The organism is Acinetobacter pecorum, from assembly GCF_014837015.1.
GTDB classification, from domain to species: Bacteria; Pseudomonadota; Gammaproteobacteria; order Pseudomonadales; family Moraxellaceae; genus Acinetobacter; species Acinetobacter pecorum.
Map to the genome: position 1 here is coordinate 59,497 of NZ_JACSPT010000016.1, position 19,834 is coordinate 79,330.

The 19,834-nt window shown below is 44.7% G+C and carries 20 protein-coding genes; 9 read left to right on the plus strand and 11 right to left on the minus strand.

Annotated features, from left to right (window positions below):
* Window positions 1-64: 64 nt before the first annotated feature.
* The 6 genes from H9629_RS11885 to H9629_RS11910 all read right to left on the minus strand — a co-directional run bounded on the left by H9629_RS11885 (window position 65) and on the right by H9629_RS11910 (window position 7,109).
* The gene (locus H9629_RS11885) at window positions 65-913 is read right to left on the minus strand and encodes a class II glutamine amidotransferase (RefSeq protein WP_191731157.1); all 849 of its coding nucleotides are present in this window, start codon (window positions 911-913) and stop codon (window positions 65-67) included.
* Between the two features lie 132 nt (window positions 914-1,045).
* A complete protein-coding gene (gene argB, locus H9629_RS11890) occupies window positions 1,046-1,954 on the minus strand; it encodes an acetylglutamate kinase (RefSeq protein WP_064095790.1) in 909 nt (302 codons plus the stop codon).
* A 10-nt stretch (window positions 1,955-1,964) separates the two neighbouring features.
* Window positions 1,965-3,383, minus strand: a complete 1,419-nt coding sequence (locus H9629_RS11895; protein ID WP_191731158.1) for a phosphomannomutase/phosphoglucomutase — start codon at window positions 3,381-3,383, stop codon at window positions 1,965-1,967.
* A gap of 385 nt (window positions 3,384-3,768) precedes the next feature.
* Window positions 3,769-4,221 carry a dUTP diphosphatase gene (gene dut, locus H9629_RS11900; protein ID WP_004646127.1) on the minus strand — a complete coding sequence of 151 codons (453 nt, stop codon included), beginning with the start codon at window positions 4,219-4,221 and terminating at the stop codon, window positions 3,769-3,771.
* A gap of 47 nt (window positions 4,222-4,268) precedes the next feature.
* Window positions 4,269-6,308 carry a UvrD-helicase domain-containing protein gene (locus H9629_RS11905; protein ID WP_004730583.1) on the minus strand — a complete coding sequence of 680 codons (2,040 nt, stop codon included), beginning with the start codon at window positions 6,306-6,308 and terminating at the stop codon, window positions 4,269-4,271.
* A 147-nt stretch (window positions 6,309-6,455) separates the two neighbouring features.
* The gene (locus H9629_RS11910) at window positions 6,456-7,109 is read right to left on the minus strand and encodes an OmpA family protein (protein WP_064095793.1); all 654 of its coding nucleotides are present in this window, start codon (window positions 7,107-7,109) and stop codon (window positions 6,456-6,458) included.
* Between the two features lie 252 nt (window positions 7,110-7,361).
* Here H9629_RS11910 and H9629_RS11915 point away from each other — a divergent pair, with 252 nt between their 5' ends.
* The 5 genes from H9629_RS11915 (at window position 7,362) to minE (ending at window position 11,397) form a co-directional block, all read left to right on the plus strand.
* Complete coding sequence (locus H9629_RS11915) at window positions 7,362-8,303, plus strand: acyltransferase (RefSeq protein WP_064101636.1); 942 nt, start codon at window positions 7,362-7,364, stop codon at window positions 8,301-8,303.
* A 2-nt stretch (window positions 8,304-8,305) separates the two neighbouring features.
* A complete protein-coding gene (locus H9629_RS11920) occupies window positions 8,306-9,370 on the plus strand; it encodes a hypothetical protein (protein WP_064101637.1) in 1,065 nt (354 codons plus the stop codon).
* A gap of 159 nt (window positions 9,371-9,529) precedes the next feature.
* Window positions 9,530-10,243, plus strand: a complete 714-nt coding sequence (minC, locus tag H9629_RS11925) for a septum site-determining protein MinC (protein WP_064095796.1) — start codon at window positions 9,530-9,532, stop codon at window positions 10,241-10,243.
* Window positions 10,244-10,309: 66 nt separating this feature from the next.
* Window positions 10,310-11,122: a septum site-determining protein MinD gene (gene minD, locus H9629_RS11930; RefSeq protein ID WP_064095797.1), complete on the plus strand. Its 813-nt coding sequence runs from the start codon at window positions 10,310-10,312 to the stop codon at window positions 11,120-11,122.
* A 2-nt stretch (window positions 11,123-11,124) separates the two neighbouring features.
* Window positions 11,125-11,397 (plus strand): cell division topological specificity factor MinE, encoded by a 273-nt coding sequence (minE, locus tag H9629_RS11935; RefSeq protein ID WP_005096032.1) that lies wholly within the window; start codon window positions 11,125-11,127, stop codon window positions 11,395-11,397.
* Between the two features lie 127 nt (window positions 11,398-11,524).
* Here the strand turns inward: minE and H9629_RS15495 are convergent, their stop codons facing one another.
* Window positions 11,525-11,656, minus strand: coding sequence for a hypothetical protein (locus H9629_RS15495; protein ID WP_263600646.1), 132 nt, complete (start codon window positions 11,654-11,656; stop codon window positions 11,525-11,527).
* A 51-nt stretch (window positions 11,657-11,707) separates the two neighbouring features.
* Between H9629_RS15495 and H9629_RS11940 the strand changes: the two genes are divergently transcribed.
* Window positions 11,708-11,995, plus strand: coding sequence for a PA4642 family protein (locus H9629_RS11940; RefSeq protein WP_064095798.1), 288 nt, complete (start codon window positions 11,708-11,710; stop codon window positions 11,993-11,995).
* Between the two features lie 59 nt (window positions 11,996-12,054).
* Here the strand turns inward: H9629_RS11940 and H9629_RS11945 are convergent, their stop codons facing one another.
* Window positions 12,055-15,117 carry a DNA translocase FtsK gene (locus H9629_RS11945; protein WP_191731159.1) on the minus strand — a complete coding sequence of 1,021 codons (3,063 nt, stop codon included), beginning with the start codon at window positions 15,115-15,117 and terminating at the stop codon, window positions 12,055-12,057.
* Between the two features lie 249 nt (window positions 15,118-15,366).
* Here H9629_RS11945 and trxB point away from each other — a divergent pair, with 249 nt between their 5' ends.
* The 3 genes from trxB to H9629_RS11960 all read left to right on the plus strand — a co-directional run bounded on the left by trxB (window position 15,367) and on the right by H9629_RS11960 (window position 17,980).
* Window positions 15,367-16,329, plus strand: coding sequence for a thioredoxin-disulfide reductase (gene trxB, locus H9629_RS11950; RefSeq protein WP_064101639.1), 963 nt, complete (start codon window positions 15,367-15,369; stop codon window positions 16,327-16,329).
* Window positions 16,330-16,411: 82 nt separating this feature from the next.
* Window positions 16,412-17,143, plus strand: coding sequence for a leucyl/phenylalanyl-tRNA--protein transferase (gene aat, locus H9629_RS11955; RefSeq protein ID WP_191731160.1), 732 nt, complete (start codon window positions 16,412-16,414; stop codon window positions 17,141-17,143).
* A gap of 21 nt (window positions 17,144-17,164) precedes the next feature.
* Window positions 17,165-17,980 carry an arginyltransferase gene (locus tag H9629_RS11960; protein WP_191731161.1) on the plus strand — a complete coding sequence of 272 codons (816 nt, stop codon included), beginning with the start codon at window positions 17,165-17,167 and terminating at the stop codon, window positions 17,978-17,980.
* Window positions 17,981-17,995: 15 nt separating this feature from the next.
* Here H9629_RS11960 and rimI read toward each other — a convergent pair whose 3' ends face one another.
* From rimI to H9629_RS11975, 3 genes are all read right to left on the minus strand, one after another.
* Complete coding sequence (rimI, locus tag H9629_RS11965) at window positions 17,996-18,454, minus strand: ribosomal protein S18-alanine N-acetyltransferase (protein WP_064101642.1); 459 nt, start codon at window positions 18,452-18,454, stop codon at window positions 17,996-17,998.
* Between the two features lie 106 nt (window positions 18,455-18,560).
* Window positions 18,561-19,442: a metal-dependent hydrolase gene (locus H9629_RS11970; protein ID WP_064095804.1), complete on the minus strand. Its 882-nt coding sequence runs from the start codon at window positions 19,440-19,442 to the stop codon at window positions 18,561-18,563.
* Between the two features lie 221 nt (window positions 19,443-19,663).
* Window positions 19,664-19,834 (minus strand): EF-Tu C-terminal domain-related protein (locus H9629_RS11975; RefSeq protein ID WP_449689975.1); only part of this gene is annotated, 171 nt, incomplete at its 5' end.

Genomic DNA, 19,834 nt, shown 5'->3' on the forward strand with positions numbered 1-19,834 from the left:
TTCTTAAATTTTTCTCTATTTTTTAATATAAAAACGGAGTTTAAACTCCGTCTTGATGCAATTTTTAATATTGGTCAGCGCGCGTGATGCATTTTAGGGAAGGATCCAGCCGTTCACGTTCCAAACGTTCGACATGTGTCACTTGAGAACGCACTTTCGCCCCGTGTTGAAACAGGATCATTTCACCGGGCTGAAAAGCTGTCCATTCTTCATTCTGGGTCAAAGGTTCAGTAGTAATGACTGCCACACGGTCTTCACGTGTGGTGACCTGACTAAAGTCTACTTCGACATCAATATCGATGAGCTGCGCCGGTCTAAACGGGTATTCACGTACCAGCCAGTGGAGTTTGGTAATCGCATAGCTAAACAGCGCCTGACCATTCGACAGGCAGAAATTAAAGGTACCATGTTCCGCGATTCCAGGTGAAATTTCGGCCAGCAGATCAAAAACCTGATCCAGTTTTGGTTCATGATAGCCAAAACGTTTCACTAACTGGTCCAGCAGATAGCAAAAAGCCCGCTCGCTATCCGTATTCCCTACTGGAGTGAAACGTCCACTTAGTGCCGGGAAATAATCATGCAAATCACCATTATGAGCAAAAATCCATTGCCGGCCCCAGAGTTCGCGGCTAAAGGGATGGGAATTTTCCAGATTGATTTTACCTTGCGTGGCTTTGCGGATATGCGCAATCACATTGCGGGATTTAATCGGATAATTACGTACCAGTTCAGCAATAGGAGATTCAACCGCAGACTGATTATCAACAAACAGACGGCAGGCTTTATCTTCAAAGAAAGCTATCCCAAAACCATCTGCATGATCAGAGGTAATGCCTGCCCGCTGGGAAAACCCGCGAAAAGAAAAAGTAATATCTGTTGGCGTAGCACAATTCATTCCGAGCAGTTGGCACATGGTCTGATTTCAGCTCTTTATTTCATTTAGAAGCTTATTGTGCATGACTGTCCCTGCCATTTCAAATAGCTGGCTATAAGAAATCCAAATAAAAAAGAGCCTGCATAGAGACTCTTTTTCACAAAAAATCGATTATGAACGATGCGGATTTACACGGTTGGTAATAAGGGTACCAACACCATGATCAGTGAAAATTTCCAGCAAACTTGCATGCGGTACACGGCCATCGACGATATGTGCGCTCACCACCCCACCTTTTACGGCATCCAGGGCACACCCCACTTTCGGAATCATGCCACCATAAATCACGCCGGTTTCAATCAGACGATCGACTTCCTGAGTGGTCAAGCCAGTTAGCAGATTTTTATTTTCATCCAGAACACCCGTGATATTGGTCAGCAGAATCAGTTTTTCTGCACCCAAAGCTTCAGCGACTTTACCAGCGACTAGATCGGCATTGATGTTATAAGTATTTCCTGCTTCATCCACACCCAGCGGTGCAATTACAGGAATAAAATCACTACTGGTGAACATTTCCAAAACATCGGTCTTTACACCCACAACTTCACCGACCAGACCCAGATCAATTTGCTGAACCGAACCATCTTCAGCCACTTTTTCCATCAGCAGTTTTTGCGCACGGATCAGGTTGCCGTCTTTACCGGTGAGACCAATGGCACGGCCACCATGCTGGTTGATCAGGTTCACAATGGATTTGTTAACGCTACCGCCAAGTACCATCTCGACCACTTCCATGGTCGCCGGATCTGTCACACGCATGCCGTCGATACGGTCCGATTCACGGCCCAGCTGTTTCAGCATAGAATCGACTTGCGGGCCACCACCATGCACCACGATCGGATTAATACCGACTGTTTTCAATAATACGATATCGCGTGCAAATGAACTTTCCAGCTCAGGATCGGTCATCGCATTACCGCCGTATTTTACCACCAGGGTTTTACCCGCAAAGCGTTGAATATACGGCAAAGCTTCTGTCAAAATCTGTGCTTTGTCGATGCCTGTTTGTTGATTTGGCATTCGCCTCTCCTTATTGAGCATCTAAAATGTCTTGAGCGATCTCTGGATAACGGTCACGCAACATGGCTACAAACAGATGACGAATCTCATTCAGAGCTTGGGCATTATTGGCCTCAAAGCGCACCGTGAAATACTCACCTGTATTGGATGCTCGAATGATGCCAAAACCATCCTCAAAATCAAGACGTATGCCATCAATTTTACTGATTTGCGCATTAATTCTTTCAGATTGCTGCTCAACGAAGTTTAAAAGTTCAACAGGAGGCACGTGATGTGTGGAAATATAAAGATCTTCAGTACCATGACGTTTTGGATAAGCTGCCAAGGCCTGTGCCAGAGTTTGTCCCGTTTGGTCTAGATACTCCATGACTCTGAGCGCTGCATAGAGTCCATCATCATAGCCCCAGCCACGACCATCATTAAATACATAATGCCCGGCATATTCACCACCAAAAATCGCCTGCTGCTGAGATTGCGCCAGATAAGTCCGCAAGAAGGAACTACCTGTACGGATCATCACCGCTTCGCCACCCAGACGTTGCACCGTATCTCGAACCAGAGTCGAACATTTCACATCATAAACAAATTGGCGTGGCACCGAATCATTCAGGCAGATTTCGGCAAACAGGCATAACAACTGATCGGCTGTAATAATCTGACCCTGCCCATCGATCAGAACCAGGCGATCGCCATCACCATCTAGGGCAATACCGAGGTCAGCCTGCTGTTGCATGACAGTTTGGCGTAAGGTCTCAAGATGTTTGTCTTGTGAAGGATCCGGTGCATGATCGGGAAAATGACCATTAGCATTACAACGCAATGCTGTAACTTCGCATCCCAGCTTATTGAGTACCAGATGGGCACAACGCCCAGCTGAGCCGTGCAAGCCATCCAGTACCACTTTAAACGGTCGCTTTAATTGAATATCTTCTAATATTCCCTGCTGATACTGAAGACAAAACTCTGGAATAATCAGATGTGGCTGTTCCGGCAATGTCAGCAACTGCTGACTACAGTGAGGTTCTGCCAGCTGCGCCACCTGCTGAATCAGATCAGGACATGGCGGCTCACCACAGATTATCCATTTAATTCCATTATCTTCTTTAGGATTATGACTGGCAGTGACCATAATGCCATTGCCATCGAACTGGCGTGCAGTGAAATACAACATTGGGCTGGAGCAACAGCCGATAATAGTAGCTTCAAGTGAATAATCTTTAAAAATACGCGCGATAATGTCTGCAAAAGCTGGACTGCTGAGCCGCGCATCATAACCAATGGCGACACGCACCTGTCCCGCAGCCCGATATTGCTGTGCCAAACCGTGGGCAATTGCATCAATAATTCCCGCACCCAACACACTGGCTTTACCGCGTATGTCATAAGCACGAAAAATATGTAAAGGGAGAGGATGTTTCAGGGATCCCATAAACTATTCTTTTCACAATTGGTTAGTATCAGGAGATATAAAATGATGGTTTCATCATAATGACTTTAAACATTTGTTTTTGTTTTAAGACTAGCCATTTTTAAACGATTTCAATGTAACAATCAATTATAAAAATATAATCTACAACTTTAAAAGTATAGGTTTCTTGTAATCAAATAGCGATTATTGACTTATATTTATTTTAAATTTTGTCTTATTCAACCGCTAATCTATATATAAATTTAAATAAATCTATCTGACCATAAAATAGACCTGTATGTTTAAATGCATATTAATCAGTCCATTCTTTAATATTTTCTCATCAACCTAAAAATGACTTACATCATATTTAAAGAATGTAAGTCATTTAAGTCACTATTAAAACTTAGTTTTTACCAGTATGACCAAAACCGCCTGCACCACGTTCGGTTGCTTCAAATTCATTCACCAGATCAAATTCAGCTTGTACTACCGGCACCAGCACGTACTGTGCCAAACGCTCACCCGGCTCTAAGCTAAAGGCAGTTTGGCTACGGTTCCAGACCGACACCATCAACTCACCCTGATAATCAGAATCAATTAAACCCACCAGGTTACCCAGCACGATCCCGTGTTTATGGCCTAAACCCGAACGTGGCAAGATTAGACCAGCAAATGCAGGATCTTCAATATAGATTGCTAGACCAGTTTTTACCAAAACCGTTTGGCCCGGTTCAATAATCGTAGTTTCTGCAACACACGCACGTAAATCCAGCCCTGCTGAACCCGTCGTTGCATAAGTGGGTAATGGCCATTCCTGACCGAGACGCGAGTCAAGGACTTTCACCTGAACTTTCATGTATTCATTCCTGTTGTTTCATTTAAAATAAGTGACAGCGCTGCACCTTATCGTTTGATAAGGTTGCGCAAATTATCCAGATAATGCTGTGCTTGTAATTTTGGATCGATGTTGCCAGCCAGCTTTTTCTTGCGACCTAACCATTCCAGCTCATCTTCCGGCAATTCATCCAGGAAACGGCTTGGGGTCATCTGCTTCATCTGCCCGCCTGCCTTGCGCTGTTCTGCCAGAGTAATGGTCAGTCCCTGACGTGCACGGGTAATCCCCACATACATCAGACGGCGTTCCTCTTCGACCGTTTCAGCAGCAATTGAGTTTTTATGCGGCAGAATTTCTTCTTCCAGCCCGATCAGATAGACATAAGGAAATTCCAGACCTTTGGACGCATGCAAGGTCAGCAGGTTGACTTTATCGGTGTCCTCTTCTTCCTGTTGCTGCTCGAGCATATCCAGCAGCACCATTTTACGAATCACACTTTCAATATTTTTTTCATCAACATCTTCAGCGCGGTTAATCAGGCTCTGAATACTGCTGTAGAGTACTTCGATATTGTCGAGCTTGGTTTTTTCCTGTGCCGGCGTAGCTGCAGTTTCCTTGATGTAATCGATATAACCGGCTTCAATCATCATCTGGCGGATGATCGGTACCGGTTCATCATCATCCAGTAAATTGCGGGTAAAGCCCTCAATAAAATCGGCAAATTCGGCCAATTGGGTTGTGGCCTTTTTCGGAATCGCCATGGTCAGACGCTGATCCGCTGCTGCAGCCAGCAAGGACAGGTTGTTTTCCTGAGCAAATAATCCAAGTTTTTCCAGCGTTACCGGACCAATCGCCCGTTTTGGGGTATTGATAATTCGCAGGAATGCGCTGTCGTCTTCAGGGTTAATGATGAGGCGTAAATAGCTCATCATGTCCTTGATTTCGGCACGTGCGAAGAAGGACTGTCCGCCAGATAATTTATACGGAATCTGCATCTGACGTAGATGGGTTTCCAAAATACGCGCCTGGAAATTCCCGCGGTACAACACCGCATAATCTTTCCAGCTTTTACCGTTCATTAATTTATGCGTGATCAGGTCTTTGACCACGCGTTCTGCTTCGTCATCATCATTGCGGCAGGTAATCACACGGATCACTTCACCATGGCCTTTGTCCGACCAGAGCTTTTTATCAAAAATATGCGGATTATTGCCAATGACCGTGTTGGCTGCTTTGAGAATACGACTAGTTGAACGATAGTTCTGTTCCAGCTTGATGACTTTCAGATTCGGGAAATCCTGCTGTAACAGCGCCATGTTTTCCGGTTTGGCACCACGCCAGGCATAAATCGACTGGTCATCATCGCCTACGGCGGTGAACTGTCCCATCACGCCAACCAGTAATTTCACCAGAATATACTGTGCTGTGTTGGTATCCTGATATTCATCCACCAGCAGATAACGCACGCGGTTTTGCCATTTGTCACGGACTTCTGCATTTTCCTGCAACAAGCGCGTTGGCATCACAATCAGGTCATCAAAATCTACTGCATTATAAGCACGCAAATTACGCTCATAGAGCTGATATAGATGCGCAAACTGGACATCTTCGGCAGTTTCACAGGTGGTGTGCGCCTGCTCGGGTGGAATGAGATCATTTTTCCAGTCCGAGATCATTTTCATGGCTTTGGCAATCAGTTCTTTGCTTTCCGCACCGGACAAATTATCACGCTGCATCAAATCCATCAGAATGCGCTTGCAGTCATCTGCATCCAGAATCGAGAAATTATTTTTAAGTGGGGTATGTTTCAACTCCAGGCGCAGCATATTCAGGCCAAAGGTATGAAAGGTCGAAACTGAAACGCCTTTACTTTCTTCACGCGTCAACAATTTGCTAACACGCTCTTTCATCTCACGTGCCGCCTTGTTGGTAAAGGTCATCGCAGTAATACGATGTGCAGGAATCCCACAATGCTTGACTAAATACGCGATTTTTCGCGTGATCACTGAAGTCTTGCCTGAACCCGCTCCTGCAAGTACTAACAAGGGTCCTTGAGTGTATTTCATGGCTTCAAGTTGCTTGTCATTTAACTGACTGGCGAGTGACATACGGCTTCCTCTTCTAGATTCGGCTCCGATTATAGTCATCTCTGTAGCACTTTGCCTAATGCAAATTACGTTTTTAATGGTCAAGGTTCTGACACAAAAAAACCACCCGAAGGTGGTTTTTTAATTCGCCGTTCAATCCATAAAGAATTATTGGATTGCGTAAATGCTTAGCTCAACACGACGGTTTTGCTCACGGCCTTGTGGAGTCGCATTAGATGCGATTGGATCCGCTGAACCAAGTCCTTGCGCATTAATGCGTGTAGGTGAAATGCCCTGAGCGATCAGGTAGTTTGCAACAGCTTGTGCGCGTGCCTGAGACAACGGGATATTGATTGAGTCATTACCAGTGCTGTCGGTATAGCCAGTCACTAGGATACCGCTCTTGGTATCTTCCGTCAGCGTTTGCGCAACCTTGTTTAAAGTTGAGTAGAAATTCGGTTTGATATTCGATTTATTGGTATCAAACGTAATGTTACCTGGCATGATCAAGCCAACAGAGCCGTCTGGATTACGGTTAACTTCTACACCAGTACCCGCCATTTGCTGACGTAATTTTTTCTCTTTGTTATCCAGATAAACACCCGTTGCACCACCCAAAACTGCACCAATAGCAGCAGCACGGTTGTTTTGACGGCTAGTATTCGCATTGCCTTTAGAAATACCGTATCCTGCTGCAGCACCAATCAAGGTACCTAAAGCAGTTTTGTCATACTCAACACCACCCAGGTTATTCCCTGTTGATTGACAACCTGTAAGCGCTACTGCCCCTGCTACAGCTGCTGAAATTACTAGTGCACGCATTGCATGCCTCCTTTTGTATGCTTTGTTGTATAAGCGAGATAATGGATGAAATAGAATGGGATCACCATTGAATTTTTGTTAATAATAAATCGTTTAGTAATATTTTGTAATGTTTATATGTAACTATTTCAAGGTACTTCATCACAATATCTTCATAGTTTCCTATTCAGACTTTTTTATTTGCTCAACTGTCTCTATATTACTCAAAATATGAAAAAATTTAAGCGATTAATCTCGGGGGACTGATCTGATATGTCATCGAATAGCAACAAGCAACCGACGTTGAAAAAACTGGCACGTGGCCTGACGGTCACTTCAGTCATGACCGGCAGTACTTTTTTTCATGGTCCCCCGGTGCTGGCTTTAGGCTTAACTAAACTTTTTAAAAAATCCGCAAAAGTAGATGAAACCAATATCAAAATTACTAATAGCTGGTTAGGGGTCAACAACTGGCTGATTGAACATGTGCTGAAAAATACGCAATGGCAAATCAGCGTAGATGAATCACTGGATTTGAATATGCAGGGCCGCTATTTGATGACCTGCAATCATCAAAGCTGGGTGGATACGACCGTTAATCAATACTTCGGCGTATCCCGTATGCCCCTGACGCGTTTCTTTACCAAATGGGAACTTATTTTTATTCCTTTTGTTGGTCAGGCCTTTAAAATTTTGGGCTTCCCGATGATGAAACGACATAGCAAGGAACAGATTGCCAAAAATCCTGCGCTGAAATCCCGGGATATGGAAGAGGCACGTAAATCTTGTGAACAGCTGATCAGTCAGCCGTTTACCTTGTTAAATTATCTGGAAGGCACCCGCTTTACCCAGGAAAAGCATGATCAGCAGCAATCTCCTTATACCTATTTACTGAAGCCTAAGGCCGGTGGTCTGGCATTGGCACTCAGTATTCTTGGCGATAAAATTGATGCGCTGGTCGATATGACCATTGTTTATCCTGACGGCATTCCAGGTTATGGTGAATTCTGGTTAGGTGAAGTGCCACGTATTGCGGTAAATTTAAGAAAAATTGATATTCCTGACTGGGTGCTCGGTGGCAATTATGAAGATGATGCTGAATACCGCGCACGTTTCCAGAAATGGATAGATCAGATCTGGACTGAAAAAGATCAGCTCATCGCACAAATGCAGCAGAACTTTGCCCAAGCCCCGATCGGATCTGTAACCGAGTAATTATGAACAACGACAACCCAGACATTACCTCCAGCTCATTTAAATTTGTTCGTAAAGGAACCTGGGGCTGGAAAATTGCACTGATTTACGACATTTTCATGATGGTTTTAATTATCATCAACCTGTTCTGTCTCAGTGCCAATGCCATTTTAATGAGCGATTTTGGTCACTGGTTGTTTGACTTCATTCGTTTACCTGAAATATTGCAGTTTTATAAAACTGAATTACGCCCTTGGGTCATCATTACCGAGGGCTGGTTTACCACTTTTTTGATCTGTGAATTACTGGCACGCTGGGTCATTGCGATTGTCCTGCGTCATCACCGACGCTGGTGGTTCTTCCCTTTTGTGCACTGGTATGAAATTTTAGCCATTCTCCCGCAGTTGCGTTTTCTGCGTCTGCTGCGTGCAGTGGCGATTGGCTATAACCTGCATAGCCATGGTTATAAAGTGATTCCCGCTCGCTGGTACCGCCAGGGCAATTTTTATTACAACATGCTGATGGAAGAGCTTTCCAGCCGGGTGGTCCTGACCGTACTGGACGGTATCAAGCGTGAACTGACCACAAGCACATCACATAAACAGTTAATTGATGATTTGGTGGAACATCACCGTAAATTACTGGCCATTGCCTTGGCAGATATCTTGCAGGAGTCTTTAGGCAAGGAACTACAGTCACAACGTTCCATGATCGCTAAAAATGTTGGACAAGTAGTGAATCAGGCGATTGAAGAAACTCCAGAACTTACTCAGCTGCTGCGTCTGATTCCAATTGTGGGCAGCCGGATTGAACAGCAAATTCAAAGTATTGGTCAACGCCTGGGCGAAAATATTACTCAGGGCCTGATTGAGCCGTTTACCCATACAGGTACAAAAGAAAATCCGACTTTTACCCTAATTTCAGATAAAATCAGCCAGATACAGATTGAACATAATCCACATATTGATAAATTGGTTGAATCGGCTGTTTTTGAAACACTTGAAGCAATCCGAAAACAGGTAAAAGTCAAACAGTGGCAGCAGATTCTAGAAGAACATGAGCAAAATCAGAGCTCAATAGATAAGTAAATTTTAAAGTACAGAATCGGATCAATCCGTCCGGTTCTGTTCGCATAAAAAAATAACTGAGATCGCTAGAGAATTACTGCAATTTGTTCTAGGATTTGCACTATTTACAACATTGCTTCGACACAAAACCAGCACGTCAGAAGTATTTAAGGAAGAATTATGGCTGATATACGGATAAAAGGCAGAATGGTCAATGCGATACGCATTAGCCTAGATACCAATGATCATGATGCAATCCGCCAGCAACTTAGCCCAAAATTACAAGCAGCATTTCCACCCGGCACTTTGGCAGTCATTGAAAGTTCAGTTGAACAGGAACTCATTGCATTAATCCAGCTGTTAATCAGTCTGGATGTACAGCCTATGGCCGTAACTGAAGGCTTACTTGGCGATCAGGCGCGTGCCATTCAGTTCCCGGTACTGCCACCTGACCGCCAGCTAGAAGAAATTAAAGCCACCAAAGAGCAGGTCGTGGAAGTTAAGCCAGAACCTGCTGCAGAGGATAATGAGCAAACATCTGCGCCTCCAATCGTTGCCCACATCACCTCATACCATGATGAAATTCTGCGTACCGGTCAATGTATTGTGCAACATAATGGTGACATTATTCTCAATGCCGGTCTTAACAGCGGTTCAGAAATCATTGCATCGGGTAACATCCATGTCTATGGCAGTGCCCGAGGTCGCCTGATTGCGGGTGCTGGCGGTAATACTGCAGCACGCATTTTCTGCCATAACCTCGAAGCAGAACTAATCTCGATTGCAGGAACCTATTGTGTGGCGGATGACATTCCACCTCATGTGGTTAAAAAATCAGTGCATATTTACTTGAATGATCAACTAGAGCTTGTATTTGAAGCTCTACAATTTTAATGTATAAATAAACACCAAAAACCCCATTTTAAACAGGGGATTTGAACCATAACAGGAGTGGATTCGGTGGCGAAAATTGTTGTCGTAACGTCAGGCAAAGGTGGTGTAGGTAAAACTACAACAAGTGCATCTTTTGCAACAGGTTTAGCCCTACGTGGTCACAAAACTGTTGTTATTGATTTTGATGTAGGTTTACGTAACCTTGATTTGATTATGGGCTGTGAACGCCGTGTAGTTTATGATTTTGTGAATGTTTTAAATAACGAAGCACGATTACAACAAGCACTGATTCGCGATAAAGATATTGAGAATTTATATATTTTACCTGCTTCCCAAACACGTGATAAAGATGCCTTAACCGATGAGGGTGTAGCACGTGTAATGGATGAGCTTTCGCAGGAATTTGACTATATTATTTGTGATTCACCTGCCGGTATTGAGCGTGGTGCTATTTTGGCCATGTACCATGCTGACGAAGCGATCATTGTGACCAACCCTGAAATTTCTTCAGTCCGTGACTCTGACCGTATCATTGGCATGCTCGATAGCAAAACAAAAAAAGTAGAACAAAATGAAGGTCGCATTCGTAAGCACCTGTGTATTACCCGTTTCAATCCGGAACGTGCCGATAAACAGGAAATGCTGACCATTGATGATATTTCTAAGGATATTTTACGTGTACCAACCTTAGGCGTTATTCCTGAGTGTCCAAGCGTTTTACAGGCATCGAATGAAGGTAAGCCAGTGATTAATTTCACTGAAGCTGCAGCTGGTCAGGCCTATGATGACCTGGTTGCGCGCTTCCTTGGAGAAGAGCGTCCTTACCGTCATATCGAGGTGAAACCTAAGGGCTGGTTAGCACGACTATTTGGAGCGTAGACATGGCAGGATTCTGGAGTAAACTTTTTAGTGGCGAGGATAAACCATCAAGTGCACGGACTGCTAAAGACCGTTTGAAGGTCATCGTTGCATCCGAACAAGGCTTGGGTCGTCGTTTGAGCCAGGACAAAATTGACCAGATGAAGACTGAAATCATGCAGGTGGTCAATCGTTATGTCCGCGGTGTGGATGAGCAGCATATTCAAATGTCGGTACGTTCGGAAGCCAATATTGAAATGCTTGAAATGAATATCAATTTACCTGAAGAACGATAATCTGATTTTTGATTGGTCAAGCAAATTGATTCAAGGCAAAATATGAGGCCGGATCAGTAAAGCTCTGCTTTACCCGGCCGCAAGGCGAGAAGCTTTGCTTCGAGTGGGCTAGTAGTAACACACTGCACTAAGCCTCAAAACGAGAAGCTTTACTTCGAGTAGGCTGGTCATAAAGCTCTGCTTTACCCAGTCGCAAGACGAGTAACGAGACTTCGCCTAGACAACGTCGTTTTAAAGACATTGTCACTTGCGTACTCATATTTTGCCTTTTTTCATGCCGAAAAAACTACATTAGATCAAGGAAATTGCGATGGCATTATCTCAACCAGCAACTTTTAACGAAGAATGGTCAGATGAGCGTGTATTTGCCTACCTGAACCAGCTTCCTCCTGCAGGTGTTAATGCGGATTTTCATGTGCTGTATCATGCTTTCAAACATATGCGTCCATTCGATTATGAACGCCTGTTGACGAAATTTGTTGCTGATGGCCGCAATGTCAATGCAACCAATCCGGAAGGCCAACGCATTCATGACGTGATTGCCACCTACCCACGTCAAAGTGCCGAGTTTCTGGATGTCTTGGCAAAGTTTGCCTGAGTCAAAAATACATAAAAAAGCCTGCTTTCAAAGCAGGCTTTTTTATTGAAGCTAGACTACTAAACCAGAATCTCGCGTTTGCCATTAGCACCCATACCACTGACAATGCCGTTTTCTTCCATCTGGTCGATGATCCGTGCAGCACGGTTATAGCCCAGACTGAATTTACGTTGCAAGGATGAAGTAGAAGCCTTACGGGTTTCCAAAACAAAAGCAACACACTGGTCATACAGCGCATCGCGGTCTGATCCACCGTCGCCACCGTCTTCAAAACCACGGCTCGATGGCTCTTCATCAAATGGCGTCAGGATCTCGTCGACATAATTTGGTGAACCACGTTCACGCCATGCATCACAGATCCGGTTGACTTCGTCATCGGCAATAAAAGCGCCATGCACACGCTCAGGTTCGATTTTACCCGGACCCAAGAACAGCATGTCACCGTGACCGAGCAAGTCTTCTGCACCACCCGCATCCAGAATAGTACGCGAGTCGATCTTGGAGTTAACCCGCAATGCGACACGTGTTGGAATATTGGCTTTGATCAAACCGGTGATTACATCTACTGAGGGACGCTGGGTCGCAAGCAGCAAATGAATACCGGCCGCACGTGATTTTTGTGCCAGACGGGTAATCATTTCTTCGGCTTTTTTACCCACCTGCATGATCATATCCGCGAACTCATCCGCGACAATCACAATGGAAGGCAACGGCGTCAAACGCGGCGCACGCTCACCCACAACAGAATCGCTGGCTTTCCAGGTTGGATCGATCAGGTCTTCACCATTGGCAATCGCCTCTTCCACCTTGCGGTTATAGTCGCTCAGTTTACGGATTTTCAGGAAAGACATCAGTTTATAACGACGTTCCATCTCATTGACACACCAGTTCAATGCGCTGACTGCATCTTTCATATCAGTGACTACAGGCGTCAACAAATGTGGAATATCATTATAGTTTGCCAGTTCCAGCTGCTTCGGATCGATCAGAATGAGACGCAATTCATCTGGGGTATATTTCAGCAACATCGATAGAATCATCGAGTTGACCGCCACCGATTTACCGGAACCTGTGGTCCCTGCCACCAGCATATGCGGCGCTTTACCTAGATCAGCAATTACCGGATTACCGGAAATATCCTTACCCATTGCCATAGAGAGAATACTATTCGGATCAGTAAAGGCGGGGATGGTCAAAAGTTCGATTAAACGGACCATTTCACGGGTGCTGTTTGGTACTTCAATTCCGATATACGGCTTGCCTGGAATGACTTCAACCACACGCACCGATGCCATCGACATCGAACGTGCCAGATCACGCGAAATATTCGTCACTTTAGAAGCTTTTACCCCTGGCGCCAGATCCAGTTCAAAACGTGTCACGACTGGGCCTGGCTGTGCTTCTACCACCTTGGCTTTGACGTTGAATTCTTGCAACTTGATTTCAAGCAGCTCAGATAAACGTGCCAGCTGCTCTTCGGTAAAATTCACTTTTTTATTGGGATCGACTTCATCCAGTAAATCCAGACCTGGAAGCGGTGATAAATCTTTACGGCGCTCTGCCACCTGCATGGCACGTGACATCGGACGTCCTGATGCATCAGTTAAAGGCGCATCAAAATCAAACTCGTCTTCATCCTGTGGCTTGCCAGCAGTTTCATGCCAGGCTTCAATAAAATCTTCTTTGGATAATGCTTCCCGGACTGCAGCATTGCTGGCCGAAGTGGCAGATGTAGCCTGCTCTATACCCTGATGCTGAATCGGGGCCTGTACAAAAGCAGAAGATTGCGCATAACTCGATGCACGTACCGGTTGCCTTGGTTCATCTTCCTCAATCAGCAAATCACCCAGGTCATCCAGATCGGCCTGTAATGCGCTATTTTTCACCCCATGTGCCGTTGCCATAGCAGCCATAGCCGGAGCAACATTTACCATATCCTCTACAATTCTTGAGGTCTTTTCAGCCGTTACCGGATTGAATGGGCTATGCACATCCGTCGCTGTCTTGCCCTGTGGAACCGCAGCCAGAAGCTCGTCAAAGATTTCATCATCATCCCAGTCCAGGCCTGTATGTGGCGCAGATGTGGTTCTGGTTTGAGAAGGAGCCTGCGCTGAAACAGCTTGTTCTGCAGCTAAAGGCGATACAGAAGAGTTAAGCTGTTCCTCTTCGGCTGCTTTGAGTAAGGCATCAATATCCTGTTTATGGCGCTGATCCTCAGTAGAATGTAAGGCACGCCATATCTGCCCTGTTGCTACCACACGATCAGACTGTGGTGGCTCTTGCTGTGCTTTTTTAAATGTTTCGACTGGCTCCTCAGCAACCTGCTGCACATTTTCAGGAATATCGTCATCGAACCGGGATTGCTGGGATTCTTTATCGGCAAAATCATCAAATAGACGTTCAGCCACCTGATCACGCACTACCGGATCTATTTCTACCAGTTGATGCTCAGGCGCAGGCGTGACTGCAACCGCTACTTTTTTCGTAGTATTGACTGGCTCTTTTTTCGCAACAGGTGCAGTACGGTCAAAATCAGACATGCCTTCAGGCACATTACGGTAGAACAGGTCTTGTAAATAAGCAGGCGTTGCTTTGAGGCTGCTCCAGGTCTTGTTCCACTTCACCCCAAACGCCAAGGTAAATAATACCACCCAAAGCACCAGTAGGAAGAATGCTGCACCATATACAGTCAGCAGTTGTTCCAGACTCTGACCTAATTCATAGCCAATAATACCGCCGGAAGAATTATCCAGCGTATCTGCAGGCACTTGCCAAAATAAAAACAGCAATGCTGAGGTGGTCAGTAACAGGAAGAATTGGGCAGCATAGCGAAATGGCCGGTTCAGGAAGCTGCGCGGCCACCAGACCTGAATTGCTTCCATAAACAGATAGACAGGAATCAGCAGACTTGCCCAACCGAGAAAGCCAAACAAAAGGTCTGCAATCCAGGCACCCGCAACCCCACTCGCATTCGAAACGGTTTGTGTATCACTGGAAATGTGCATCCATCCCGGATCAAATGGCGTATAGGTCACTGTTGCAAGAAACAGATAAATCCCAAATGAGACTAAAAATAATGTCATTATTAAGCGCTGTGCATAGGCACTCGACACCGCTGTCATATACTGTCCTGTAACCAATTCTTCATGAATATTCTTTTGCTTTAATACTTAAAAAAAGCGACGCAATAATCTATATATTATGCACCTGTTCTATAAAAAAAGATGCACTATTGTGCAAGCACAATGTTACTTATGCTATATAGCCCAAATCGATTTCAATGATCAATAATATCGACTTTAATCTCACACCACTGTTATACAGTTTCACGTATAATTCAATAAATTTCTAAATAAAAAAGGATACAGCTGATGAGCGCACGTCACTCACGACTGATTATTTTAGGTTCTGGTCCTGCAGGCTATAGTGCAGCAGTCTATGCAGCGCGGGCAAACTTGAAACCTACCCTGATTGCAGGTTTGCAACTGGGCGGTCAGCTTACCACGACAACAGAAGTAGATAACTGGCCGGGTGATCCTGAAGGCCTAACCGGTCCAGCCTTGATGGAACGTATGCAGGCCCATGCAGAGCGCTTTGGCACCAAAATCGTATATGACCATATCAATGAAGTGGATCTTAACCAGCGCCCGTTCGTATTAAAAGGTGATATGGAAGAGTTTACTTGTGATGCCCTGATCATCTGTACCGGTGCCACTGCACAATACCTTGGCCTGGAATCTGAAGCTGCCTTTATGGGTCAAGGTGTCAGCGCTTGCGCGACCTGTGATGGTTTCTTCTATAAAAATCAGAAAGTGATGGTCGTAGGTGGTGGTAATACTGCTGTAGAGGAAGCGTTGTATTTATCTAATATTGCTTCTCACGTAACCCTGGTTCACCGCCGCGACTCATTACGTTCTGAAAAAATCTTGCAAGAGCATTTATTTGCTAAAGAAAAAGAAGGCAAGATCAGTATTATCTGGAATCATCAGGTCGATGAAGTCCTGGGCGATGCACAATCCGGCGTAACCTCAGTACGTATTAAATCAACCCTGGATGGCTCGACTCAAAATGTCGACGTGACCGGCATGTTTGTCGCAATTGGTCACAAGCCAAATAGCAGTATGTTTGAAGGCCAGTTAGAGCTTCGTGATGGTTATATCCAGGTGCAAAGCGGTACTACAGGTAATGCAACACAAACTTCTGTACCGGGTGTATTTGCAGCTGGTGACATTGCTGACAGTATTTACCGTCAGGCCATTACTTCTGCAGGTTCAGGCTGTATGGCTGCGCTGGACGCAGATAAATATCTTGATGCGATGGGCAAACTGGACTAAGCAGCAAGTATAAAAAGCCGTCCATCTTGGGCGGTTTTTTTATGTATGATAAAAATAGCCTATTTAAAGATCGGATTTTTGCATGCATCTCCTTCCTCCTTCACAGTATATATTTCCCAATCCGCTCGAGGTTGATCCTGAAGGTGAAGGCCTGATTTGTATTGGTGCAGACCTCTCCCCTTCCACACTTTTTGAAGCCTATACGCATGGTTTATTTCCCTGGTTTTCAGAAGGTGATCCGATTTGCTGGTGGAGTCCGGAACCGCGTTGCATTATTCGCCCCGAAGATTACCATCCAAGCAAATCCCTGCTACGCAATATGAAAAAGCAGGATTATAAAATTACAGTCAACCATGCTTTTGAAAGGGTAATCCGTTGCTGCTCCCTGCCTCGTGCTTATGCTGAAGATACCTGGATCAATGAAGATATCATCGCAGGCTATTGCGACATGTTTGAAGCAGGATACGGCTATAGCATTGAGGTCTGGGATGAAAATCGCATCGTAGGTGGACTTTATGGCGTGACCATCGGTCAGGGCTGTTTTGGTGAGTCCATGTTTAGTACACAAACTGATGTTTCTAAAATGGCTTTCTACACTTTAATGTTGATTGGGCAAGAAAATAAACTGCCCTGGATTGACTGCCAACTGGTCAATGATCATCTGTTAAGCTTGGGCGCCTGTACACTTTCTCGCCAAGCCTATCTTAATTCGTTACAAGATATCGTAAAAAAGCCGGCGATTGATTGGAAAAAGTATCAGGAAGGTGTATTTTCAAGTAAAACAATAGCGCAAAACGCGCGATTAAGTGAATGAAAATAACAGAGGGTAGTTGTTATGAATTCTTATCAGCCCAAGGCCCTACTGAACGATTTACAGTATTATATTACGCCGCCGCATGATTGCAGCTATCTGCCCAATAAGTCGGCGCGCATGGTTTTTCTGGATCCTGCACATCGTATTGATGTGGTAACTTTATCCGAGCTGTCGCGTACCGGTTTCCGCCGCAGTGGTGATTTCGTCTATCGCCCTGAATGCCATCTTTGCCGTCAATGCCTGTCTTCGCGCGTACCTGTTACTGAATTTCGCATGAACAGTTCACAAAAAAAAGCCTGGAAACGTAATCAGGATCTGGTGATGAAAATTACCACTCCAGAGCAGGCGGGTGATTTACATTATGCATTGTATGAACGCTACATAAACGAACGTCACGCAGATGGCGACATGTTCCCTCCGACTCGCGATCAGTTTGAAAAATTTTTATTGCAAAGCTGTACTGACAGCTTCTTTCTAGAATTATGGCAGGATCAGCGTTTAATCAGCGTTTCCACCTGCGACCTGCTGGATGATGGCATTTCGGCCGTTTATACTTTCTTTGACCCAAATGAAAATCGCCGCTCACTGGGTGCATTTGCAATCTTGAAACAGATTGAACATGCACAAAAGCTTGGTTTGAAATTTGTTTATCTGGGCTACTGGGTTCCACATTCAGCCAAGATGAACTACAAATCCCAATACCTGCCGCTTGAATTACTGATCGATGGACAATGGCGACGCTTAAATCATGCCTTAAGTGCCGCAGAGATTCAGCATTTGGGACACTCATTAATGACGACCTTACCTAGCGGATGGAATCATCAGATTATTAAATAAGATGGCCCGTCTCTCTTATTTAAACAGGCTGGCAAAATCATCCGTACATGCCTTGACCATAATGATGGCATGTTCACGACTGCCATTGGCATTTGGATAATAGTTCTTGCGCAGATCAATCTGATGAAAGCCTGATTTTTCATATAGCTTGATCGCAGCCTGATTACTCTCGCGTACTTCCAGGAAAATCTGCACCGGATTATTTTTCAGCATCGCCACTGACGCCTCCAGCAACTGATAGCCCAGGCCCTGGCCCTGTTGTGCCGGATCAATCGCCATCAGCAATAAATTGGCTTCATCCAGCACCGGTTGTAAAATACAAAATCCGGCTACCTGCCCTTGCACTTCAATCACGGTACTTTGATAAGCAGTCACTGCATCCTGAAACTGCTTTAAGGTCCAAGGATGTGATTGGACCAATCTTTCAATTTTTACAACGGCCTCTACATCCGCTGCTTGCATCAAACGAATCATCTTCGTTCATCTTATATAGATTCAACCTCCGCATTATAGAAACTTCATAAAAAAAATCGAGCAAAAAAAAAGAGCGATTCCTGTCACTCTTCACTCTTCATCTTTATTAAATACCCAATTTTGCTTTCCAGCCCGCCAGCAGTTGATCTGTATAATGATCATTCGGATGGAATCCCGGTTTAAAATACATCAGCATTTCCTTAGCCATGCCGGTAATGATGCCTTTGGAAGGACTATAGGCATAGCTATAAATGGCCTTCAAGGATTCAAGATTGAGCTGCTGATCCTGTTTGAGTAATCGTGCAAGGAAATAGCTTTGCACCACAAATAAGGTGGCCATTGCGATGACCAAGGAAGACGTACGCAGTGCATATGCTTTTAAGCCTTTGCCAAAAACCCCCTCAAAGACATCATAAGCGACTGCCTTATGTTCATTTTCTTCGACTGCATGCCATAACCACATGGTTTTCATGGTCTCATCTGTCATCAGTTCCTGAATATGGCTATTGGTTAACAGCTGTGAGGCGATGGTTGCGGTAAAGTGTTCAAGTGCTGTTGTCGCGGTTAAATCTATCATTTCCTGGCTAATACCCACAGGTTTAGCCAACTTTGCCATGAACTTTCGCGTTGTTTGAATGACTTTATCGGTGTAATGATCAAGCGTATCGACATCATGACCATACTTTTGCGCAGAAGCATTAAAGCCGATATGCTCGTGAGTATGCATCGCTTCCTGACCAATAAAGGCGGAAATTTCTTTTTGTAAGGCTTCATTGTGAGAAATCGCAGGATGTTTACGCACCGCGCGGACTGAATCTATAAAAAACTTTTCACCTGCTGGAAACAGTGCAGATAATGCGGTCATAAAATGAGTAAGACCAGCTGAACCATTCATCCAGTATTCTGGTACAGCATCAAAATCGAAGTTCATGCGACGAACTGGAAAACTTGCACCCGCACGATTGGTAATATTTACTTTAGCGTTCATGTGACTACTCCCATCAAGCCCGTCCAGGCCTGAAAATGTAATATTCATATTCTTATCTGTATATTACGTGGGATTTTTTTTTACATAAGCGCTGTTTAGGTCAAGCCAATATCAGTTAAGGACAGCTTTAGATAAAATTGTCAGACAATTTATTTTTGGTTTCATAAAAATAAGAATTAAAAAAAGCGCCCCAAAGGAGCGCTTTTTTTACAATCAAGTGATTATGCAGTTACTTTAGAAACTACACCAGCACCAACTGTACGACCGCCTTCACGGATCGCAAAACGTAGACCTGGGTCCATTGCGATCGGGTGGATTAGCTCTACTGACATCTCAACGTTGTCACCAGGCATAACCATTTCCACGCCTTCTTTAAGCGAGATCGCACCAGT